We start from the raw sequence: 19,307 nt of genomic DNA on the forward strand, positions 1-19,307 counted from the left end.
TGTCGGCAATCCCCGACATAACTTGTGGTGGTGCCTGACGACGACGTGTTCCTCGCGCTGGCGAGCCCGGTCCGCCGCAGACTCCTGCAGCTGCTCGCCGAGGGGCCCCGTACGGCCGGCGACCTGGCCAGCCAGTTCGACCTGAGCCGGCCCGCGGTCGCCGAGCACCTGCAGGTGCTGCGGCGTGCCGCGCTGGTGCACGACGAGCCCAGCGGCCGGCAACGGCACTACCACCTCACCGCGGAGCCGCTCGCCCAGGTCGGCGACTGGCTCCACCCGTTCGAACGATTCTGGCGCCAGCGACTGCGCTCGCTCGCCGACGTCGCCGAGGAGGACAAGTGACCGCGACCAACACCGACAGCATCGCCGTCGACCAGTTCGTCGCCGCCCCGCCGAGCAAGGTCTGGCGCACGCTCACCGAACCCGAGCTGCTCGCCCGCTGGTGGGTGCCCGGCGACATCGCCGCCGTCCTCGGGCACCGCTTCCACCTCCAGATGCCCGGCTGGGGAGCGGTGGCCTGCGAAGTCGTCGAGGTCGTCCCCGAGGAGAAGCTCGTCTACACCTTCAACGAGAGCTGGACACTGACCTGGCGTCTGGTCGCGGAGGGCAACGGCACGCGCCTGTTGTTCGAGCACAGCGGGTTCGACCTCGACCAGAAGTCCGAACGGAACGCCTTCGGCCGGATGGGGCCCGGGTGGCGGGACAAGGTGCTGCCGCAGCTCGCACGGACCGCCTGCCGACCCACCGACTGACGTTCCGTCAGGGCACGCCGGGGCGGAGGCCGACACGGCTCGGGGCGCCGGTGGCACGCCCGGTGGCCGTGGCACGGGTTCGGTCGCGGTCCGCCTCCGTTCCATGCGAGACGGGACACCGGCGTCCGCGCCGCTGCGGCGGACGCCGCCGGCTCAGGCCGTGGGGCGCCGACCCGGGATGTCGCGTACGGCCGCGAGGAAGCGCGCCTGGTCGTCGCGGGTGGCCGGGTTGACGATCCGGATCCAGGAGCCGTCGTCGAACACGATGGTGGACGGGAACTGCGCGAGGCGGGCGGCGCCGTGGTCGGAGTCGATCCGGGCGATGCGCCCCCGGTCCACGCTCCACAGCACCTGGGGGCGGCGGCGGTCCTCCCGGTCGGGGTCGGGGCGGCGGCCCATCCGCAGCAGGTACAGGTGGGTGTCGGTGACGGCGAGCGGGGTGCCGGTGTAGCGCTCCAGGAACAGCAGCAGGCTGCCGGCGAGCGTGGCGAGGTCGCCGCTGAAGACGTACCGCCGCCGATAGGCGATCTCCGCGAGCTGGTCGGCCAGCGGCCGGTAGCGGCTGAGCCGGAACAGCGCCCGGAACGCCTCCTGTTCGGCGGTGAGCGGCAGCGGCTGCCGGGGCTCGGCGGCCGGGCCCGGCTCGTCCGCCTCGGCCGCCTCCGGGCTGCTCGCCGCGAGGACGGCCGCCCTGCCCGGCAGCAGCAGGACGCCCGCGACGACCCGCACGGGCGTCATCACGGCGTCGACCCACGCGACCGGGTTGACGATGTGGAGCAGCCCGAACAGCGCGCGCGGGTCGAGCGCCTCGGCCAGCTCGGCGTTCACCCGGTCGGCGAGATGGCCGCCCGCCCGGTGGTTCTCGGGCGCCCGCACCGGCGCCAGGCCGACGTAGCGGATCTCCTCGCCGGGCAGCAGCGGCGCGACCAGGGCGCGCTCCGGCTCGTCGCTGGTGCGGAACTCGTCGCGCAGCTCGCGGGCCTTGTCGCGGGCGGCCCGCGCCCCGCCGAGCACCGCGTCGGTCAGTCGGCCGAGTCGACCCCGGGCGCCGGTCACGCCCCACCTCCTCGATCGGCCCTCACCGGCCGGCTGGTTGCTCCGCCGGCTGCCCGAAGACATTCGGGTCGATCCACTCGGCGCCGCCCGCGACCGCCCCGTCGATCTTGTCGTCGAGCTGGTCCGTGCCGGGCACCGACAGCCCCGAGACCACCGCGACGGTGCCCCAGGTCGCGCCGTGCACCACCGCGTTCGGGACGTTCCACGGCAGGTTGGAGACGAAGTCCCGGCCGATCATCCGCGCCCCGTCGGCCATGCCGTGCGCCCGCAGCGCCCCGACGCGCTCGAAGGTGCTCATGTCGAACGGCGTGCCCGGCTTGCCGAGCTTCCAGCTGCCCTTCGCCGGATCCGTGAACTTGTGGAACCACTTGTCGGGGTCGCCGGCGGCGCGGCGCTTGTCGGCGTACTTCTGGCCGGTGCCGCCGCTGACCTGCTCGGCGTACTTCTCGCGGAGCAGGTCGCTGACGAACGGCAGGTGCCCGAACGCCCCGTCGGGAACGTCGCCCGCGGACGCGATCCGGCTCTCCAGTGCGGTCAGCGAGGCGGCCACCTGTTTCGCCGCCGCTTCCAGTCGCCGTACCGCCTGCACGTCGACGTCGACGTCCGCCATGCCGTTCCTCCCCCGTCGCCCGGCGGGACGACGATACGATCATGGGGCTGCCGGTCGCCACCCCGGACCGGCGCCGCGTCCGGGAGGTTCTCGTGTCCGACCTGCTGTCCGCGTTCGACGCCCTCGCCGGACGGCTCGCCGACATCGAACGCCGCTTCGCCGGCCTCAGCGACGACCTGGACGGGCTGAGCGGCACCGCGACCGACGACAGTGGACTGGTGTCCGCGACCGTCGACGCCACCGGCGAACTGACCGACCTGAGCCTCGCGCCGACCGCGCTGGGCGTGGGCACGGAGGACCTCGCGGCGATGGTGCTGGCGGCGTACCGGCAGGCCCGCACGGCGGCGGCGGAGCAGCTCGGCGAGCGCACCGAGGGCCTCGACGTCACGCTCGGCGCGGGCCTGGGCGAAATCTTCGGCACCCCCGGCGACTTCGCCTCGCTGGGCCGGCTGGAGGAGGCCATGGGGCGGCTCGGGCGGCTCGACGGGCGCCTCCCGGGGCCGACGGCATGACCTCGCTGGGCTGGCCCGACGTCGTCGCCCGGCTGCACGACACGCTGTCCCGCTGCGACCACGACACCGACCTTGAACTCGCCGCCGGTCCCCGCCGGCTGCACCTCATGGTGCGCCGGAACCGGGTCCGGGGAATCTGCCCGGCCTACGACGAGCGGCACCTCGCGGAGCTCGGCTGGCAGGCGCCGCGAAGCGCCGGCGACTGGTGGCACGAAACGCCGCGCACCCCCGAGGGCCTGCGTTGGTGGAGCGGGTTCGTGGCGCGGACCGCTGCCGCCGTGCTGACCACGGAACCCGACGCGCTGTCCTGCCAGATCCTCCCGCCCACCGGCCCCCGGGTGCGGCCGAGGCCGACGCTGCCGCGCTCGCCGCGACCCCGGCCCCAGGTGGCCGCGCCGCCCGTCCGGCCGGTGGCGGCGCCGGCCCCCCGGCCGCCCGCCGGCCCGGCCGTGCCCGTGGCCCCGCCCGCCGCACCGCCGCCCCCGCCCGTTCCGGCCGTCCCGCAGCCGCCCGCCGGGGACCGGCCGGAGCGAAGCGGACCGGCCGCTACCTCGGCCCACCGGCCCGCCGACGGCACCGCGCCCACCGCCGACGCCCCGGACGAGCCGGGCAGGGCCGCCGCGACCGGGACCGGACCGCATGCCGACGAAGGAGCCGGGTCGTTCCCGACCGCCGCGAGCGGAACCGGGCTGACCGCCGACGACCGGGACCGGTCGGCCCTCACCGGGTCCGGGCCGACCGTCGGGGGCGGGTCGGCGGAGGGCGGCCGGACGGTGCAGGACCTTCTCGGCGACGCCGTCGCGCGGCGCGACCTGCCGGCGTACCTCGGCGTCCTGGCCGCCTCGATGGTGTGCGTACCGCTGGCGGCGGAGCCGGGCCCGGACCGCGACGTGCCCTGGACGGTTGTCGCCGACGCGGCCGGCGCGCCGCTGCTGCCCGTATTCACCACGCCGGACGCCCTGGCCGCGTTCGCCGGCTCGGGCGTGCCGTTTGTCGCGATGCCCTGCGCGGACCTGCTCGCCGACTGGCCGGAGCCGGCGTGGGGGCTGGCGGTGGACGCCGGCACCCCGCGGACGCTGCTGCTGGCACCGCCGGCGCTGGCCGCCCTGCTGGCGGCGAACCCGCCCGTCGACGGCGCGCCCCTCGACTAGACAGCGCGCCGCTCGACTAGGAGGTGTCGGGACCGGCCGGCGTCGGGTGGACCGGCCCGGTGCGGGGGCGACGACGGGCCCCGGCCCGGGGTGGGCCACCTCACACCCGGGCGCCGGACGGCGGCGCGGGTCACCGGCGAGGGGGTGGCGGACGGCCGCCGGGCTGGGCAGCATAGGGCTCATGGACTACGAGTACGCGCCGCTGCGGCTGCCGCCGAACGTCGACCGGTTGACCGCTGCGGCGCAGTTGGCGATCCAGGCGGAGTTCTCCGGGTGGGAGTTGGCCCGGGTGCGGCTGTTCCGCGACGGCACGCGCCAGGTGGTGCTGCGCCGCCGACGGGTCAACCAGCCGCAGCCGGGCCTGTCGTACTGATCACCGGCGGCACCGCCGGTACGCGGACGCCCCGGGGCCCGGCCGAACTGCCGGGGGCCCCGGGGCGCCGCCGCCCTAGTGGGCGTGGTCGTGCTCGTCGTCGAGCTCCAGGAACGGGTGCTCGTCGAGCCGGCCCACCAGCCGGTCGTCGGGCGCCGGCTGGAACGGGCCGACCGGGTCGTCGTCGTCGAAGGACTCCAGGTCCACCGGGGTGCCGACCTCGCTGACCATCACCACACCGTCCAGCGGCTCCAGCTCCGGCACGTCCAGTGCGCCGAGCGAGCCGTCGCCGCTCTGGAGCAGCTCCAGCACCGCCTCACCGACCCCCTCGACGGGTGCCGGCTCGTCGTCGGCCGGGGTGCCCTCCCGGCGGGCCGCCTCGGCCACCCGGATCAGCGCCGACACGCTCGGCACCCGGTAGTCGCGCCGCTGGCGCACCGAGATGACCCGCGGGTGCGGGTCGGTGGGCTCCACGCCCTCCCCGCCGAAGCGCTCGTCGGCCTCGTCCGGGTCGATCGACTCGACGTCCCAGGGGGTGACCTCGCCGAAGGCGTCCAGGAGTTGCTCGTCGTACGCGAAGGAGGCGTTGTTCAGGGCGACGTACGCCTGCCAGACGTCGTCGTCGTCGACGCGGCCCTGCGCGGCTCGGACGGCGGCCAGGTGGTGGCGGGCCGCATCGATCACGCGCTCGAGGGCGGCGTCCAGCTCACCGTGCTGGTCGGTCATGTGGGTCAGTCCCTTCACGATGGGGAGGTTCCCCGGCGGAACACTGGCGTTCCGGACGGGGGCTAGCAGGTGCGGAGGAACCGGTCGAGAACCCGCACGCCGAACTGTAGTCCGTCCACCGGAACGCGCTCGTCGATGCCGTGGAACAGCGCGGAGAAGTTCAGGTCGGCGGGCAGCCGCAGCGGCGCGAAGCCGAAGCATCGGATGCCGAGCTGGGAGAACGCCTTGGCGTCGGTGCCGCCGGAGAGCATGTACGGCACCGGCCGGGCCCCCGGGTCCTCCGCGCGCAGCGCCGCCGACATCGCGTCGACCAGGTCGCCGTCGAACGTCGTCTCCAGCGCGGGCTGGCGCTGGATGTACTCGATGACGATGTCCGGGCCGACCAGCTCGCGCAGCTGTCGCTCCAGCAGCTCCGACTGCCCGGGAAGGCTGCGGCAGTCGATGGTGGCGGTGGCCCGGCCGGGGATGACGTTGTCCTTGTAGCCGGCGGCGAGCCGGGTCGGGTTGGCGGTGTTGCGGATCGTCGCGCCGATGATGTTGGCGATCGGCCCCAGCTTGGCGATGGCGGTCTCCGGGTCCTCCGGGTCGAGTTCGATCCCGAGCAGGTCGGAGACCTCCTCCAGGAAGGCCCGGACGGTGTCGGTCACCACCACGGGGAAGCGGTGCCGGCCGACCCGGGCCACCGCCTCGGCGAGCGCGGTGACGGCGTTGTCGTCGTGCACCATCGAGCCGTGCCCGGGCCGGCCCTTGGCGCGCAGGCGCAGCCAGTCGATGCCCTTCTCGGCCGTCTCGATCAGGTAGAGCCGCTGCTCGTCGTTGACCGAGTAGGAGAAGCCGCCGACCTCGCCGATGGCCTCGGTGCAGCCGTCGAGGAGATCGCGGTGCCGCTGGACGAGGAAGTGTGCGCCGTAGTCGCTGCCGGCCTCCTCGTCGGCGGTGTACGCGAGCACGATGTCGCGCGGCGGGCGCACCCCGGTGCGCTGCCAGTGCCGCACCACGGCCAGCACCATCGCGTCGAAGTCCTTCATGTCGATCGCGCCGCGGCCCCACAGGTAGCCGTCGCGCAGCTCCCCGGAGAACGGGTGTACCGACCACTCGTCGGCGTCGGCGGGGACCACGTCGAGGTGGCCGTGCACCAGCAGGGCGCCGCGGCTCGGGTTGGTGCCCGGGATGCGGGCGACCAGGTTGGCGCGGCCCGGCGCCGACTCGTGGATGGCGGACTCGACGCCCACCTCGGCCAGCTTCTCCGCCACGTACTCGGCGGCGACGCGTTCGCCGACGCTGGTGTCGTTGTCCCCGGTGTTGGTGGTGTCGATCCGCAGGAGGTCGCGGCACAGGCCGACGACCTCGTCGGTGGGGTCGGGAAGGGCGGAGGCGGGGTCGCTCGTCATCGCTTCTTCATACCAGCCGACCGGTCCGCTCCGGTCGCCCCGTCCCGCCCCTGTGGCGCGGCGGGGTGGGGCCGCCGGGGCGGGCGCGTACCGCCGCCCGGTTTCGCCGCCGGCGCGGTCGGGTACCGCCGGTCGCGACCGCACCCCACCACGTGCTCCGCCCGCCGCCCGAGGAGGGCACCATGACCGTTCCCCTGCCGCCGCTGCCGCCCACCGGAGAGGACGAGACCTTCCGGCCGGGCGGGCGCAGCATCGCCGACATCGTCGACGCCGAGCACCGGCAACTGCGGGAGCTGCTGCGCCGGCTCACCGACGCCGACGCCGAGCCCGCACCGGAACGCGGGTGGGAGGTGCTGACGGCGGCGCTGTCCCGGCACCTGTCCGCCGAGGAGCAGTACCTGCTGCCCACGGTCCGGGCCGCGCTGCCCGACGCCGCCGACCGGGTGGACCAGGTGCTCGCCGACGACATGGCCCTGCTGACCGCCCTGGGCGGGCTCGCCGACGACGGGCTGGCCGAGGTCGACGCGCGGGTCCGCCGCCACGTCGAGGAGGTCGGCGCCCTGGTCGCGGCGCTGCGCGAGGTGGCCAGCCCCGAGGAGCTGATCCGCCTGGGCAACCGGCTGGAGATCGCCGAGGAGGCGGCCCCGACCCGACCGCACCCGGGCACGCCGGCGACCCCGCCCTGGAACCGGGTCGTCGAGCCGGCGGTGGGCGTGGTCGACAAGGTGCGCGACGCCGTCACCGGCCGCCCCACCTACCTCGCCGACCTGGCCGAGCCGCCGTCGAGCTGAGCCGCCGGCTTCCCCGCCGGGCGCCCCGGCCACCGGCCCGGCACACATCGGAAGGTGTTGATACGTTCAGGGCCTTCCGCCAGCCGCTGCGGGGTCATACCGTCACTCTATGAATCTGGAGCTGCGTCACCTGAGGGTGGTCTGCGCGATCGCGGAGACGGGGAGCGTGACCAAGGCGGCCTCGGCGCTCGGCCTGGCCCAGCCGGCGCTCACCGCCCAGCTCCAGCGCATCGAGCGGACACTGGGCGGGCCGCTGTTCGAACGGGACCGTCGCGGCGCCCGGCCCACCGTCCTCGGCGAGCTGGTCCTCGCCCGGGCCCGGGTGCTGCTGCCGGCCATGAAGGGCCTGCAGGACGAGGCGGCCCGGCTGGCCGGTGCCGGGGATGCCCCCCGGCGCTACCGGTTCGGCGGGGTGAACAGCCCGATCCTCGGTCGGCTCGTGCACCGGCTCGCCGCCGATCCCCCGCCGGCCCAGATCACCACCCACGCCTCCTGGTCGGCGGAGGAGCTGACCCACCTGGTCGCGGGCGGCCGGCTGGACTTCGCGCTGATCGGGGTGTGCGGCGATGCCGCCCCGCCGGCCGAGTACGGGTTGAGCTGGCGGGAGGTGGCCGTCGACCCGGTGCTCGTCATGCTGCCCGAGCAGCACCCGCTGGCCGGCCGGGCCGAGGTGCCCCTGGCCGACCTACGCCGCGAGCAGTGGGTCGCCGCGCCCGGCGACGGCTGCTTCGGGGACTGCTTCGCCGCCGCCTGCGCCCGCGCCGGCTTCACCCCCCGCAAGCTGTACGAGGCCGACGTGCGCGTGTGCATCGACATGGTCGACTCCGGCGAGGCGGTGGCACTGTGCCAGGCGACCTTCCGTCCGGTCGCCGGGCTGGTCACCCGGATGCTGGCCGGGACCCCGCTGCGCTGGCGGCTGATGCTCGGGTGGCACCCCGACTCCCCCGCCGCCCGGGACGCCGAGGTGGTGCTGGAGACCGCGCTGGCCGCGTACACCGACTCGCTGGCGGCACATCCGGAATACCTGTCCTGGCTGCTGCGCAACCCGGGCTTCGGGGCGCAGGGGCTGACGGCCGCCGGGACGGACCGGGTGCGAACGGCGTGATGTCGGGTATCTGGCGGGCATGACCGATCTCTACCCCGCCGCCGACGACCGGGAGATCCTCCGGCAGGCGGCCGCCGCGCACACGTCCGCCGCCCGCGACGTGGAGGCCTTCCTGCGCCGCCTGCCCGAGGTGCCCGACCCGGCGGACATCACGGAGTACGCCACCCTGCTCACCCGGGAGGAGCGGGCGCGCGCCGACCGGGAGGCGGCGGCCGACGCCGCGGGCCTGACGATCGGCAGCCTGGAGAGCGACCAGGGCTGAGCACACGGGGCCGGCGGCGCCCGGGAGGTGTTCCCGGGGCGCGCCGGCCCGCGTGTCGACGGGGACGGTTCAGCGTTCGACGAGGACGTCGTGGCCCAGGTCGAGCAGCGAGTGCCGCCACTCGTCGTCGGCGTTGCCGCGGTCCGGCTTGGCCTCCAGCAGGTTCTCGATCTCGTCGATCGCGTCCTGCATCACCTTGATGTCCTCCGGGGTGAGGTCGACCTTGCGCTTGGTGAGCACCTTGAGGATCTCCCGGCCCAGCGCGGGCAGGTCGAGGTCCGGGTTCGGCCCGAACGCCTCCTCCCCGGAGCCGCGGGTGAGCAGCCACTGCCGCAGCTTCTCCGACGGGACGTTCACCTGGGCGTGGAAGTCGTCCCAGAGCACCTCCACCTCGGGATCGAGCCGCTGCTCGCGTACCATCAGCCCTCCTCTCGACGGCGACGGTCGGACGCCGCCGGCTCCGGCTCGTCGCCCTGCTGCTGACCCAGGCCCTCCGGCGGCACCTGCACCCGGGCGGGGTTCGCCGTCGGCGGCGCCAGGATCGGATCGGTGCGGTCGGTCTCTTCCTGGGTCTCCTCGGGTTCGGTCATGTCCGCCCTCCGGGTCATCGGGGATGGGACGTGCTGGCCGCGGTGTATCCGCGCTCGCCGGCGGTCACGTCGAAGGCGAGTCGGCCGTCGCGGGCGTCGACGACGACCTTCTGGCCGGGCGAGATGGCCGATTCCAGCAGCATCCGGGAGAGGTGGTTGTCCACCTCCCGCTGGATGACCCGGCGCAGCGGCCGCGCGCCGAACTCCGGCTGGTAGCCGTGCTCGGCGAGCCAGTCGATGCCGGCGGTGGTGAAGTCGACCTCGATGTCCTGGGCGTGCAGGCGGCGGCGGGTCTCCTCCAGCATCAACTCGGTGATCTGGCGCAGCTGCTCGGCCTCCAGCCGGCGGAAGATGATCACCTCGTCGATGCGGTTGAGGAACTCCGGCCGGAAGTTCTCCTGGAGCCGGCGCATCAGCCGCTCGCGCAGCTCCTCGCGCTCGGCGTCGGTGCCCGGCGCGCCGGTGCCGAACCCGACCGCGCGCTGGGTGCCGGTGATCAGCTCCGAGCCGAGGTTGCTCGTCATGATCAGCACGGTGTTCTTGAAGTTGACCGTACGCCCCTGGCTGTCGGTGAGCCGACCGTCGTCGAGCACCTGGAGCAGGATGTTGAACACGTCCGGGTGGGCCTTCTCGATCTCGTCGAGCAGCACCACCGCGTACGGGCGGCGGCGCACCGCCTCGGTGAGCTGGCCGGCCTCCTCGTAGCCGACGTACCCGGGCGGGGCGCCGACGAGCCGGCTCACCGTGTGCCGCTCCTGGAACTCGCTCATGTCCACCCGGACCATCCGGTCGGCCTCGCCGAAGAGCGCCTCCGCGAGGGCCCGGGCCAGCTCCGTCTTGCCGACGCCGGTCGGCCCGAGGAACAGGAAGCTGCCCATCGGCCGTTCCGGGTCGGCCAGCCCCGTCCGCGAGCGGCGGACCGCCTCGGCGACCGCGGTGACCGCGTCGTCCTGGCCGACCACCTTCTCGTGCAGGTGACCCTCCAGGCGCAGCAGCCGGTCGCGTTCCTCCTCGGTGAGCTGGTTGACCGGGATGCCGGTGGCCCGGGAGACCACCTCGGCGATCTCCCGCGGCCCCACCGCCGGCACCTGCGAGGTGGCGCCCTCGTCGCCCCGGGCGCGGCGGATCTGCTCCTCCAGCTCGGCGAGCCGGTCGCGCAGGGTGGACGCCTTCTCGTACTGCTCGTCGGCGACGGCCTGCTCCTTGTCCCGGCGTACGTCGTCGAGCTGCGTCTCCAGCTCGCGCACGTCGGAGGCCGGCGTGCGGGTGCGCAGCCGGACCCGGGCGCCGGCCTGGTCGATCAGGTCGATCGCCTTGTCCGGCAGGTACCGGTCGGTGACGTACCGGTCGGACAGCTCGGCCGCGGCGACCAGCGCCTCGTCGGTGAACCGCACCTGGTGGTGCGCCTCGTAGCGGTCCCGCAGGCCACGCAGGATCGCCACGGTGTCCTCCACGCTGGGCTCCGGCACGAAGACCGGCTGGAACCGGCGGGCCAGCGCGGCGTCCTTCTCGATGCTCTTGCGGTACTCGTCCAGGGTGGTCGCGCCGATCACCCGCAGCTCGCCCCGGGCCAGCGCGGGCTTGAGCATGTTGGACGCGTCCATGCCGCCCTCGCTGCCCGCCCCACCCGCGCCGACCAGGGTGTGGATCTCGTCCAGGAAGACGATCAGCTCCTCGCGGTGCGCGCGGATCTCGTCGATCACCTTCTTCAGCCGCTCCTCGAAGTCGCCCCGGTAGCGGGTACCGGCGACCAGCCCGGCGAGGTCGAGCTGGACCACCCGCTTGCCGAGCAGCGTCTGCGGCACGTCGCCGTCGCAGATCCGCTCGGCGAGGCCCTCCACGATCGCGGTCTTGCCGACGCCCGCCTCGCCGATCAGCACCGGGTTGTTCTTCGTCCGCCGGGACAGGATCTCGACGGCCTGCTCGATCTCGTCGGCCCGGCCGATCACCGGGTCGATCTGGTCGTTGCGGGCCAGGTCGGTGAGGTCCTGGCCGTACTGGTCCAGGGTGGGGGTGCCGCGGTCCGGCTTCGGACCGGCCATCGGCCCGCGCTCGGCGCTGGCCGCCTGCAACGACTCGGGCTGGATCCGGCCGGCGGCGAGCATCCGGCCGGCGGGCGACTCCGGGTTCAGCGGCAACGCCATCAGGATGTGCTCGGGGCCGATGTAGTTCGCGCCCATCGCCCGGGACAACTGGTGGGCGTCGAGCAGCGCCCGCTTCGCCGCCGGCGTCAGCGACAGGTTCGGCGGCACCTCACCCCGGGGCGCGCCGTCGCCGCGCCCGCCAAGCGCGTTCAGCAGGGTGTCCGGGTCGGCGCCGGCGCGGCGGACCAGGTCGCGCAGCGGCTCGCGTTGCAGCGCCGCCCACAGCAGGTGGTCGGTGTCCAGGTCGGTGCTCTGCCGCTGGGCGGCCCGCCGGGCCGCGTCGGCCAGCATCTCCCGGGCGTCGGCGGTCATCAGCCGGGTGATGTCGACCCGGTGCGCGGGTCGGCGCCCACCCTCGCCCCGGCCGAAGTACCGGGCCAGGAACTCGTCCCAGGGGTCGGAGCCGAAGTCACCGGGTCCCATCATGTCTTCCTCCGCTGCTCGGGCGCGGCACGGTCGCCAGGGGCTACCCGGCGGTCGGCGCGACAAACGCCGCCGCCCGCCGAGGCGACCCGCGTACGCCCGGCACGCTGGCGCAGGCGGGGCGTGTAAGGAAGGGCCCCCTGTTAACGCCTGGGGTAGAGGAAGGGTCCCTTCCTTACACCTGTCGTCGGCGGGGGCGGGGTGGCAGGCTGGCGGCATGGAACCGAGGCCGCTGCTGATCGTGGACGCCGCCAACGTGGTGGGTTCCCGCCCGGACGGCTGGTGGCGGGACCGCGCGGGCGCCACCGCCCGGCTGCGCGACTCGCTGGCCCGGGTGGCCGACGACGGGCTGCCCCCGGACCTGCCGGCCCCGGTGGAGGTGCTGCTGGTGGTGGAGGGCCGGGCGCGGGACGTGCCGGGCGCGGCCGGGGTCCGGGTGGTCGCCGCGGCGGGGTCCGGGGACGACGCCGTGGTCGAGCTGGTCGCCGGCGCGCCGGAGCGCCGGCGGCTGGTCGTCACCGCCGACCGTGAGCTGCGGGAACGGGTCGCGGCACTGGGCGCCGAGGTGTACGGCCCGCGCTGGTTGCGGGACCGGACCGAGCCCTCCGACGAGTCCCGTTAATCGGACTCACGGCGCTTCCGGTCGACAACCGGTCAGCGGGGCAGGAACACTGACAGGGCGGATGTTCTCTCACCGCAACCGATAGGCTCTAATGGAGGCCTCCCCGCCCCCAGGAGGTTTCGCCGTGGCGAGCGTCGCCGAGCTCAAGGCAGCCATCGATGTCGCGCTCCAACAGATCGGCGACGGCCAGAGCGCCGTGCAGGCGGCCGGCGAGAAGCTGGCCGAGGCGCAGCAGACACTGGCCGGCGCGCTGGAGGGCAGTGGGCACGAGACGGTCGAGGCGGCCCAGTCCTCGCTGACCCAGGCCAGCCAGGAGCTGGAGGAGTGCCTCGCCGCGACACTCGTCGCGGTCGAGCAGGCGCAGCTCTACGTCGCGACGCTCTGAGGCCGGGCCGTGTCCATCGTCGAGGACATCGGCGGGCAGGTCCGCGCCGCCGCCGAGGACCTGCCGCTCGCCCAGCTCGCCCTGGCGTTAGAGAAGTTCGGGCTGGCCGCCGAGCGGCTGCGCTGGGTGCGCCAGGAGTCGGCCGACCCGATGGGTGTGCCGGAGCTGTCCGCCGCCACCGAGCACGCCGAGACCGCCGGCTACGCGCTGCGCGTCGCGCAGGAGCAGCTGTCGGCGTACCTGGCGGCGATCGGGCTGGGCCCCGACGGCGCGCCGGCGCCCGGGCCGGAGCAGCAGCAGCGCCGGCCGGCACACGACGCGCCGCGCGAGGCGGCCCCGGTCGCCCCGGCGCCCGAGCCGGCCGGCGAGGTGAAGCTGCGCCGCTGGTGGTCGGTGCGGGTGGCCGAGCTGACCGGCGGCCGGGAGGGGCCGCCGGACGAGCCCGACGAGCGGGTCGGCGACGCCCGGGAGCTGCTGCGCCGGGTGGTGGGCGGGGTCCGGGCCGGCGACCGGGACCGGCTGCACCGCGAGCTGCGCCGCGCGCACGCCGACGTCGGCCTCGGTCTGGCCGCGCTGGCGCCGCCGCTGCTGCGCGACCTGGCCGGAGAGCTGCTGGGGCACCCGCCGCGCGCCGACGACCTGGGGCGACTGCGCCGTGAGCTGGACGGCCGGGTCCGGGACCTGCTGCCCGGGCTGCCCGCGCCGGTGCTGGACACCCTCCTGACCCGGGTCTGCCGGATGCCGCCGCCGCGGCGCGGCGAGGCGGAGCAGCCGCACGCGGCCGACCCCGCGGTCACCGCCGGGGTGCTGACCGGCGTGCTGCTGGCCCGGCTCGGCCGGGACCTGCCGGTCGAGGGCGAGCGGGACCGGCAGGCCGAGGCCGGCCGGGAGCGGCAGGCCGCCGCCGAGCGGGACCGCCGGGCCGACGCCGCGCGCGACCGGGCCGCCGACGCCGAGTGGGAGCGGCGCGCCGCCGACGCGCGGGGCCGGGTGGCCGATGCCCGGAAGCGGGCCGCCGCGGCGTCCGACCGGGCGGCCTCGGCGCACGAGCGGGCCGCCGCGGTACGGGACCGGGCCGCCGCCCGGCGGAACGAGTCGGCGGGCGGCGGCCGGGCCGCCCCTGGCGACCCGCCGGCACCGGGCGGAGCGGGGACACCCGTCGGGCCGGCGGCCGGCCGGGGCGCGCCGGGCGCCGACCGGCCCGCCGGTCGCGCCTGGTCGAGCCCGCCGACGGGTCGGCCCGTGTCCGGCGGGGCCGGGGAGCCACGGCCGCGGGGCGTCGATGGCTGACCGGCGGACGCAGCTGGTCACCCGGGTCCGGGGCATGCTCGGCGAGGCCCTCGGCGCGACCCGGACCCGGCTGTCGACGGCGCAGGCCGAGCTGACCACGGCCCGGGAGCGGCTGGCGAAGGTACGGCGGGCCGCGGCGGTCGTGCCGGAGCGGGTGGGCGCGCAGCGGGACCGCCGGCTGGCCGACATCGACGACCGGCACGCGGCGCGGATCGCCGAGCTGGCCCGCCGCGCGGCGGACGCCGCGCGGCGGGAGGCCCCCGGCGCCGCGTCCGCCGACTGGGCGCGGTGGCGCCCCACCCCGGCGCGGCGGGCCGAGCCGCCCGGCGCGCTGCGGATCGGCACGGTCCGCATCCCGGGCGCGGAACCGGTGCCGGCGCTGGTGCCGCTGCTGGACGCCGGCCACGTGGAGCTGACCGGGGACGACCGGGACGGCGGCGAGGCGGTGGTGTCGGCGCTGCTGCTGCGCGCCGTCGGCCGGGCCGACCCGGGCGCCGTCCGGCTGATCGGCTACGACCCGGAGCACCTGGGCGGCGGGCTGGCCGGCTTCGCCCCGCTCGGCACCGCCGGGCTGCTCACCTTCGTCGGCCCGGGCGGGCTGGCCCGCCTGCTCGACGACCTGGTGGAGCAGATCCGCCGGATCAACGAGACGGTGCTGGCCGGGGAGCACGGCTCGCTGCGCGAGCTGGCCGCCGCGACCGGCCGCCGGCCGGAGCCGTGGCGGGTGGCGGTGCTGCTGGGCGGGGACGAGCTGTCCCGGCACGAGCGCGGCCAGCTCGACCGGGTGGTGCGCACCGGGGCGGCCTGCGGGGTGCACCTGGTGGTCCGGGGCGTGTCGCTGCCCGACGACCCCACGGTGACCCGGGTGGCGGTCGACCCCGACGGCGCGCGGATCGGTGGGCTGCCGGTCAGGTCGGACCCGCCGCCGCCCGCGGCCCTGGTCACCGAGACCTGCCGGGACGTGGCGGCGCGGGTGAACGCCGGCCCCGCCCCGACCCCGTTCACCGACCTGCTCCCGCCCCCGGAGCAGATGTGGCGGGAGGATTCGGCGACCGGGCTGACCGCCCCGATCGGCGAGGGGCCGCACGGCCGGCCGGTCCTGCTCACCCTGGGCGACTACCCGCCGCACGCGCTGATCGGCGGCCCGTCCGGCACCGGCAAGACGAACCTGATCTTCGCCTGGATCGGCGCGCTGGCGGCCCGCTACTCCCCCACGGAGTTGGAGTTCTACCTGCTGGACTTCAAGGAGGGGGTCTCCTTCGCCCGGTTCGCCCAGGGCCGACGCGACCCGAGCTGGCTGCCGCACATGCGGCTCGTCGGGATCAACGTCAACACCGACCGGGAGTTCGGCTTGGCGCTGCTGCGCTTCCTCGCCGAGGAGCTGCGCCGGCGGGCCGACGCCGCGAAGAAGCACGAGGTCACCAAGCTCGCCGAGCTGCGCGCGGTCGACCCGACGGGGCACTGGCCGCGGATCGTCGCGGTGGTCGACGAGTTCCAGATGCTGCTGGCCGGGCGCGACGTCGTCGCCCGGGAGGCCGCCGACCTGCTGGAGGACCTGGCCCGGCGCGGCCGGTCCCAGGGCATCCACCTGGTGCTCGCCTCGCAGGACGTGCGCGGCATCGAGGCGCTCTGGGGGCGGCCGGCCCTGGTCGCCCAGTTCACGCTGCGCATCGCGCTGCCCAAGGCGCTGCGGATCCTCGCCGAACGCAACGACGCCGCCCAGTCGCTGCCCCGCCACCACGCGGTCGTCAACGCCGAGTCGGGCATGGCCGAGGGCAACCAGGTGGCCCGCATCCCGTCGGCCAGCGACTGGGAGACGTGGAGCGAGCTGCAGCACCGGCTGTGGCGGATGCGCCCGCAGGACGCCGCCCCGGCCCGGCTCTTCGACGGCGACGCGATCCCCCGGCTCGCCGACGCGCCGGACTTCCGGGCGCTCACCGCGCCGGAGGCGGGCCACCCGCGGACGCCGGTCGCGCTGCTCGGCGAGATCATCGACGTGCAGGCCCGTTCGGCGGTGCTGCGGCTGCCCCGGGCCCCCGGACGCAACCTGGCGGTGCTCGGCACGCGGGTGGACGAGGCGTGCGCGGTGCTCGACGCGGCGGCCCGCTCGCTGGCCCGGCAGCACCGCCCCGGCACGGCCCGCTTCTCCATCGCCTGCCTCGACCCGGACGCCGACCCGGCCGCCCGTTCCCTCTACGAGGACCTCGCCGACGACGCCGCCTGGTACGACGAGGAGACCGTCGGGGAGCTGATGGCCGAGACCGCCGAGGGGCTGGGCGCGCCGGGCATCCCGCACTACCTGCTGCTGTTCGCGGTCGACGCGGCGGCCGGGGCGCTGGCGGCGCGGGTCGGCCGGCGTACCGGGCTGGAGGAGCTGCGCCGTATCCTGCACGACGGGCCGGAACGGCGTACGCACGTGCTGGCCTGGTGGCGGGGTGTCGCCCGGATGCGCGCCGACCTGGGCGGGCCGGCGGCCCGGACGGACCAGATCGGCGCCTGGGTGGCGCTGGACGCGCACGGCGGCGAACTGGGCTCGTCGCTCTATCCGGGCACCGGCGGCCCGGACTGGTATCCCCGCCCCTGGCGTGGGCTCTTCTTCGACCGGGCGGTGCACCGCACCGGTCAGGTGATCATCCCTTATGGACCGTCCCGATGAACGAACCGGCGACCAGTGAGACGTACGCGGCGCAGCTGCGGCGGCTGGCCGAGCTGACGGCGCGGGTGCGCGACCAGCGGGCCGAGGCGCACACCTGGTACGCGCAGCAGTGTGCCGCCGCCGAACGGGCGGTCGCCGAGGCCGAGGCCGAGGTCGCGCGCGCCGAGCGGGAGCTGGTGGCGGCGCGGGAGCTGCAGGAGCGGGTGGACGCCGAGGTCGCCCACCTGTGGCAGCAGCTGCGCGGGCGACTCGGCGGGGGCGGCCGTCGGGCGGGCGGGCCCCCGGCCCCGGCGCCGGGCGCCACGGCGGACCCGGTGACGCTGCTGGACGGCGTACGCGACCTGTTGAACCGCACTCGCCAGCCCGGTGACCTGCCGGGCTCGGTGAACCCGCTGCTGGCGCTCTGCGGTGTGGCCGGCGCCGTGGTCGCGTACGCCCTGGGCGGCGCGGCCCGGGCGGCGGGCGACCGGTACGGCGGCGAACTCGCGGTCGGGCTGCCCGTGCTGGCCCTGGTGGTGACCCTGCTGGGTCCGCTGGTCGGCCTGGTGCCGGCGAAGGCCCTGGCCGACCGCCGGCACGCGGTGCTCGGCCCCCGCCCGGTCGCCGTGGTCCTCGGTGCCGGCCTGCTCACCACGGTCCTGCTGCTCGCCCTCGCCCGCTGACCCCGCGCCGGTCGCGTGGGCGTCAGCGGGCAGGCCCGGTGTCCGTCCCGCGGGCGGGGCGCGGCGTCAGGCCGGGACGACGACGGCCTCCCGGAGCAGTCGGCGGGCCAGGGTGACCCGGTCGGCGTCGTCGTCGAGGCCCGGCAGGTCGCCGACCCGGGTGGCCTCGCCGGTGAGCAGGGCGCGCACCGCCGGCGCGCACGACGCGGGCAGGGTGATGGTGCGGTCGAACAGGCGCAGCGCCACCCGGTCGCCCTGCGGGGCGAGCTGCCAGCGCAGGCCGGGGCGCGGGGCGAGCCGGGTGTCGGCGTCCAGCGCGGCCAGCGCGGCTGCCTGGGCCAGGGGCCGGATCGGCGCCGGCCGGGCGGCCGGCCAGGCGCGCTGGCGCAGCCGGGCGGCCACCGCCGCCGGGTCGGCCCGCAGCAGCCAGTCCCGCAGCGCCTCGACGGTCTCGGTCAGCTCCGGTTCGATCGCGTCCGGGTCGGCCACGTCGGTGCCGAACGGCAGCGTGGCGCGTAGCCGCTGGTCCTCGGCCGCGAGGGCGAGCAGTTCCTCGACCAGGGCGTACCGGGTCAGTGCCCGGACGCCGACGGTCAGGTGCAGCGAGCTGGACTCCTGCGCCTGCGCGCTGTGCAGCCAGCCGCGGGGCAGGTAGAGCGCGTCGCCGGGGCCGAGCACCACGCCGAGCGCGGGCGGCCCGTCGGCGGTGGCGGCGACCTCGTCGGCCCGCCCGCCCCAGGTCTGCTTCTCGAGCGGGTCGGGCAGCACCGGCGGGTGGATCCGCCAGTGCTTGCGGCCGTCGACCTGGAGGACGAAGACGTCGTGGGTGTCGTAGTGGGTGGCGAAGCCCTGGTTTCCGGCGGGGGTCAGGTAGGCGTTGACCTGCAGCGGCTGCCCGACCGCGACGCCGAGGTCGCGGGCGAAGTCGATCAGGGCCGGCCAGGTGCGGTGCAGGCCCTGCAGCACCAGGGTGGCGCCGCCGGCGTACAGCTCCAGGACCCGCTCGTCGAGGACCTGGTCGCCGATCTCGGCCCCGGCGCCGCCGCCGCCGGTGAAGCGCGCCGCCGGGACGAGTTGGCCGTCCTTGGCGATGCGCAGGAACGGGGTACGCAGGCCGCGCCGGCTGAGCAGTTCGTCGGCGTCGGCGGGGCTGAGCAGGTCGGCGAACCCCGCGGGGTTGGGCAGCTCGTCGGCGCGGGACAGCAGCGGCGTGCGCCCCCAGTGGGCGGCGGCGAACTTCGCCGGCTCGACCGACACGCAGCGGGTCAGCGCGGTCGTGGGTGCGGACGGAACCGCCGGGCGGCCGTGGCCGCCCGGCGGGACGATGTGGGTCACGGCGGTTCGTCAGGAGGCGCTGCCGTCGGCGCCGCCGTCCTGCTGGCCGGGGGTGGCACCGCCGTCCGCCGGGCCCTCCGCCCCGCCGTCGGCGCCGCCGTCCTGCTGGCCGGGCGTGGCACCGCCGTCGGCCGGGCCCTCCGCGCCCCGGTCAGCGCCCTTGTCGGCACCACGGTCGGCGCCCTTGTCGGCACCACGGTCGGCGCCCTTGTCGGCACCACGGTCGGCGCCCTTGTCGGCACCGCGGTCGGCACTGCCGTCGGCGCCGCCGTCCTGCTGGCCGGGGGTCGCGCCGCCGTCGGCCGGGCCCTCAAGGCCGCCGCCGCCGGTGGTCTGCATGTCGTCGTCGTTGAGTGCCATCGGTGCTCCCTCGGATGTGCCGCCCCGCCGTGCGCCGGGGTCCGTCGTGCAGCGGGTGGTACCCCACGCCCGATCTTCTCTAACCACACCGTAGACGTCCTTTTCGGCTCA

At 76.1% G+C, this 19,307-nt stretch carries 22 protein-coding genes; 13 read left to right on the plus strand and 9 right to left on the minus strand.

Translation table 11 applies throughout. From position 1 onward, the window contains the following. Positions 1–30: 30 nt before the first annotated feature. Entirely contained in the window at positions 31–342 is a 312-nt protein-coding gene (locus ACGF5G_RS13350; protein ID WP_393262285.1) for an ArsR/SmtB family transcription factor, read from the plus strand. After that, entirely contained in the window at positions 339–752 is a 414-nt protein-coding gene (locus tag ACGF5G_RS13355) for an SRPBCC domain-containing protein (protein ID WP_393262287.1), read from the plus strand. The genes ACGF5G_RS13350 and ACGF5G_RS13355 overlap by 4 nt, the downstream gene beginning before the upstream one ends. Positions 753–905: 153 nt before the next feature. Here ACGF5G_RS13355 and ACGF5G_RS13360 read toward each other — a convergent pair whose 3' ends face one another. Together ACGF5G_RS13360 and ACGF5G_RS13365 are read right to left on the minus strand one after the other, a co-directional pair. Continuing rightward, complete coding sequence (locus tag ACGF5G_RS13360) at positions 906–1,808, minus strand: hypothetical protein (RefSeq protein WP_393262289.1); 903 nt, start codon at positions 1,806–1,808, stop codon at positions 906–908. Between the two features lie 22 nt (positions 1,809–1,830). After that, positions 1,831–2,418, minus strand: a complete 588-nt coding sequence (locus ACGF5G_RS13365) for a hypothetical protein (protein WP_393262290.1) — start codon at positions 2,416–2,418, stop codon at positions 1,831–1,833. A gap of 41 nt (positions 2,419–2,459) precedes the next feature. On the opposite strand from ACGF5G_RS13365, the gene ACGF5G_RS13370 reads away from it, so the two are divergent. From ACGF5G_RS13370 to ACGF5G_RS13380, 3 genes are all read left to right on the plus strand, one after another. After that, positions 2,460–2,930: a YbaB/EbfC family nucleoid-associated protein gene (locus ACGF5G_RS13370; protein WP_393262292.1), complete on the plus strand. Its 471-nt coding sequence runs from the start codon at positions 2,460–2,462 to the stop codon at positions 2,928–2,930. After that, entirely contained in the window at positions 2,927–4,081 is a 1,155-nt protein-coding gene (locus ACGF5G_RS13375; RefSeq protein ID WP_393262293.1) for an SseB family protein, read from the plus strand. The genes ACGF5G_RS13370 and ACGF5G_RS13375 overlap by 4 nt, the downstream gene beginning before the upstream one ends. Positions 4,082–4,262: 181 nt before the next feature. Beyond that, entirely contained in the window at positions 4,263–4,454 is a 192-nt protein-coding gene (locus ACGF5G_RS13380; protein WP_053655860.1) for a DUF5703 family protein, read from the plus strand. A 75-nt stretch (positions 4,455–4,529) separates the two neighbouring features. On the opposite strand, the gene ACGF5G_RS13385 is transcribed toward ACGF5G_RS13380, so the two are convergent. Together ACGF5G_RS13385 and ACGF5G_RS13390 are read right to left on the minus strand one after the other, a co-directional pair. After that, on the minus strand, positions 4,530–5,180 hold the full coding sequence (locus ACGF5G_RS13385) for a hypothetical protein (RefSeq protein ID WP_350704635.1): 651 nt from the start codon (positions 5,178–5,180) through the stop codon (positions 4,530–4,532). 62 nt (positions 5,181–5,242) lie between these two features. After that, a complete protein-coding gene (locus ACGF5G_RS13390; protein WP_393262296.1) occupies positions 5,243–6,571 on the minus strand; it encodes a M20/M25/M40 family metallo-hydrolase in 1,329 nt (442 codons plus the stop codon). A gap of 182 nt (positions 6,572–6,753) precedes the next feature. On the opposite strand from ACGF5G_RS13390, the gene ACGF5G_RS13395 reads away from it, so the two are divergent. From ACGF5G_RS13395 to ACGF5G_RS13405, 3 genes are all read left to right on the plus strand, one after another. After that, positions 6,754–7,362, plus strand: a complete 609-nt coding sequence (locus ACGF5G_RS13395; protein ID WP_393262299.1) for a hemerythrin domain-containing protein — start codon at positions 6,754–6,756, stop codon at positions 7,360–7,362. 109 nt (positions 7,363–7,471) lie between these two features. After that, positions 7,472–8,467, plus strand: a complete 996-nt coding sequence (locus ACGF5G_RS13400; protein ID WP_393262302.1) for a LysR family transcriptional regulator — start codon at positions 7,472–7,474, stop codon at positions 8,465–8,467. A gap of 19 nt (positions 8,468–8,486) precedes the next feature. After that, positions 8,487–8,729, plus strand: a complete 243-nt coding sequence (locus tag ACGF5G_RS13405; RefSeq protein WP_393262304.1) for a hypothetical protein — start codon at positions 8,487–8,489, stop codon at positions 8,727–8,729. Positions 8,730–8,798: 69 nt separating this feature from the next. Here ACGF5G_RS13405 and ACGF5G_RS13410 read toward each other — a convergent pair whose 3' ends face one another. Genes ACGF5G_RS13410 through ACGF5G_RS13420 form a run of 3 tightly spaced genes read right to left on the minus strand, consistent with a single transcriptional unit; the run spans position 8,799 to position 11,889 of the window. Next, positions 8,799–9,149 carry a DUF3140 domain-containing protein gene (locus tag ACGF5G_RS13410; protein WP_350704392.1) on the minus strand — a complete coding sequence of 117 codons (351 nt, stop codon included), beginning with the start codon at positions 9,147–9,149 and terminating at the stop codon, positions 8,799–8,801. Beyond that, a complete protein-coding gene (locus tag ACGF5G_RS13415) occupies positions 9,149–9,319 on the minus strand; it encodes a hypothetical protein (protein ID WP_350686336.1) in 171 nt (56 codons plus the stop codon). Before ACGF5G_RS13415 ends, ACGF5G_RS13410 begins: the two co-directional genes overlap by 1 nt. Positions 9,320–9,333: 14 nt before the next feature. After that, complete coding sequence (locus tag ACGF5G_RS13420) at positions 9,334–11,889, minus strand: ATP-dependent Clp protease ATP-binding subunit (protein ID WP_393262305.1); 2,556 nt, start codon at positions 11,887–11,889, stop codon at positions 9,334–9,336. A gap of 214 nt (positions 11,890–12,103) precedes the next feature. On the opposite strand from ACGF5G_RS13420, the gene ACGF5G_RS13425 reads away from it, so the two are divergent. The 5 genes from ACGF5G_RS13425 to ACGF5G_RS13445 all read left to right on the plus strand — a co-directional run bounded on the left by ACGF5G_RS13425 (position 12,104) and on the right by ACGF5G_RS13445 (position 17,501). After that, the gene (locus ACGF5G_RS13425) at positions 12,104–12,508 is read left to right on the plus strand and encodes a hypothetical protein (RefSeq protein WP_393262308.1); all 405 of its coding nucleotides are present in this window, start codon (positions 12,104–12,106) and stop codon (positions 12,506–12,508) included. A 124-nt stretch (positions 12,509–12,632) separates the two neighbouring features. Continuing rightward, positions 12,633–12,893 carry a hypothetical protein gene (locus tag ACGF5G_RS13430; protein WP_089000636.1) on the plus strand — a complete coding sequence of 87 codons (261 nt, stop codon included), beginning with the start codon at positions 12,633–12,635 and terminating at the stop codon, positions 12,891–12,893. 9 nt (positions 12,894–12,902) lie between these two features. After that, a complete protein-coding gene (locus tag ACGF5G_RS13435) occupies positions 12,903–14,183 on the plus strand; it encodes a hypothetical protein (protein WP_393262310.1) in 1,281 nt (426 codons plus the stop codon). Beyond that, positions 14,176–16,839 carry an FtsK/SpoIIIE domain-containing protein gene (locus ACGF5G_RS13440; protein WP_393262312.1) on the plus strand — a complete coding sequence of 888 codons (2,664 nt, stop codon included), beginning with the start codon at positions 14,176–14,178 and terminating at the stop codon, positions 16,837–16,839. Before ACGF5G_RS13435 ends, ACGF5G_RS13440 begins: the two co-directional genes overlap by 8 nt. Then, positions 16,836–17,501 carry a hypothetical protein gene (locus tag ACGF5G_RS13445; RefSeq protein WP_393262314.1) on the plus strand — a complete coding sequence of 222 codons (666 nt, stop codon included), beginning with the start codon at positions 16,836–16,838 and terminating at the stop codon, positions 17,499–17,501. Before ACGF5G_RS13440 ends, ACGF5G_RS13445 begins: the two co-directional genes overlap by 4 nt. A 66-nt stretch (positions 17,502–17,567) precedes the next feature. On the opposite strand, the gene ACGF5G_RS13450 is transcribed toward ACGF5G_RS13445, so the two are convergent. Together ACGF5G_RS13450 and ACGF5G_RS13455 are read right to left on the minus strand one after the other, a co-directional pair. Then, positions 17,568–18,836: a cupin domain-containing protein gene (locus ACGF5G_RS13450; RefSeq protein ID WP_393262317.1), complete on the minus strand. Its 1,269-nt coding sequence runs from the start codon at positions 18,834–18,836 to the stop codon at positions 17,568–17,570. A gap of 9 nt (positions 18,837–18,845) precedes the next feature. Beyond that, on the minus strand, positions 18,846–19,196 hold the full coding sequence (locus tag ACGF5G_RS13455; protein WP_393262319.1) for a hypothetical protein: 351 nt from the start codon (positions 19,194–19,196) through the stop codon (positions 18,846–18,848). Between the last annotated feature and the right edge of the window lie 111 nt (positions 19,197–19,307).

Source organism: Micromonospora sp. NPDC047730, from assembly GCF_043204765.1.
GTDB lineage: Bacteria > Actinomycetota > Actinomycetes > Mycobacteriales > Micromonosporaceae > Micromonospora.

Bases quoted from the DNA above. Each gene is read 5' to 3' on its own strand.
- ACGF5G_RS13365 (WP_393262290.1), bottom strand. From the start codon at position 2,418: ATGGCGGACGTCGACGTCGACGTGCAGGCGGTACGGCGACTGGAAGCG.
- ACGF5G_RS13370 (WP_393262292.1), top strand. From the start codon at position 2,460: ATGGGGCTGCCGGTCGCCACCCCGGACCGGCGCCGCGTCCGGGAGGTT.
- ACGF5G_RS13375 (WP_393262293.1), top strand. From the start codon at position 2,927: ATGACCTCGCTGGGCTGGCCCGACGTCGTCGCCCGGCTGCACGACACG.
- ACGF5G_RS13380 (WP_053655860.1), top strand. From the start codon at position 4,263: ATGGACTACGAGTACGCGCCGCTGCGGCTGCCGCCGAACGTCGACCGG.
- ACGF5G_RS13385 (WP_350704635.1), bottom strand. From the start codon at position 5,180: ATGACCGACCAGCACGGTGAGCTGGACGCCGCCCTCGAGCGCGTGATC.
- ACGF5G_RS13390 (WP_393262296.1), bottom strand. From the start codon at position 6,571: ATGACGAGCGACCCCGCCTCCGCCCTTCCCGACCCCACCGACGAGGTC.
- ACGF5G_RS13395 (WP_393262299.1), top strand. From the start codon at position 6,754: ATGACCGTTCCCCTGCCGCCGCTGCCGCCCACCGGAGAGGACGAGACC.
- ACGF5G_RS13400 (WP_393262302.1), top strand. From the start codon at position 7,472: ATGAATCTGGAGCTGCGTCACCTGAGGGTGGTCTGCGCGATCGCGGAG.
- ACGF5G_RS13405 (WP_393262304.1), top strand. From the start codon at position 8,487: ATGACCGATCTCTACCCCGCCGCCGACGACCGGGAGATCCTCCGGCAG.
- ACGF5G_RS13410 (WP_350704392.1), bottom strand. From the start codon at position 9,149: ATGGTACGCGAGCAGCGGCTCGATCCCGAGGTGGAGGTGCTCTGGGAC.
- ACGF5G_RS13415 (WP_350686336.1), bottom strand. From the start codon at position 9,319: ATGACCGAACCCGAGGAGACCCAGGAAGAGACCGACCGCACCGATCCG.
- ACGF5G_RS13420 (WP_393262305.1), bottom strand. From the start codon at position 11,889: ATGATGGGACCCGGTGACTTCGGCTCCGACCCCTGGGACGAGTTCCTG.
- ACGF5G_RS13425 (WP_393262308.1), top strand. From the start codon at position 12,104: ATGGAACCGAGGCCGCTGCTGATCGTGGACGCCGCCAACGTGGTGGGT.
- ACGF5G_RS13440 (WP_393262312.1), top strand. From the start codon at position 14,176: ATGGCTGACCGGCGGACGCAGCTGGTCACCCGGGTCCGGGGCATGCTC.
- ACGF5G_RS13445 (WP_393262314.1), top strand. From the start codon at position 16,836: ATGAACGAACCGGCGACCAGTGAGACGTACGCGGCGCAGCTGCGGCGG.
- ACGF5G_RS13455 (WP_393262319.1), bottom strand. From the start codon at position 19,196: ATGGCACTCAACGACGACGACATGCAGACCACCGGCGGCGGCGGCCTT.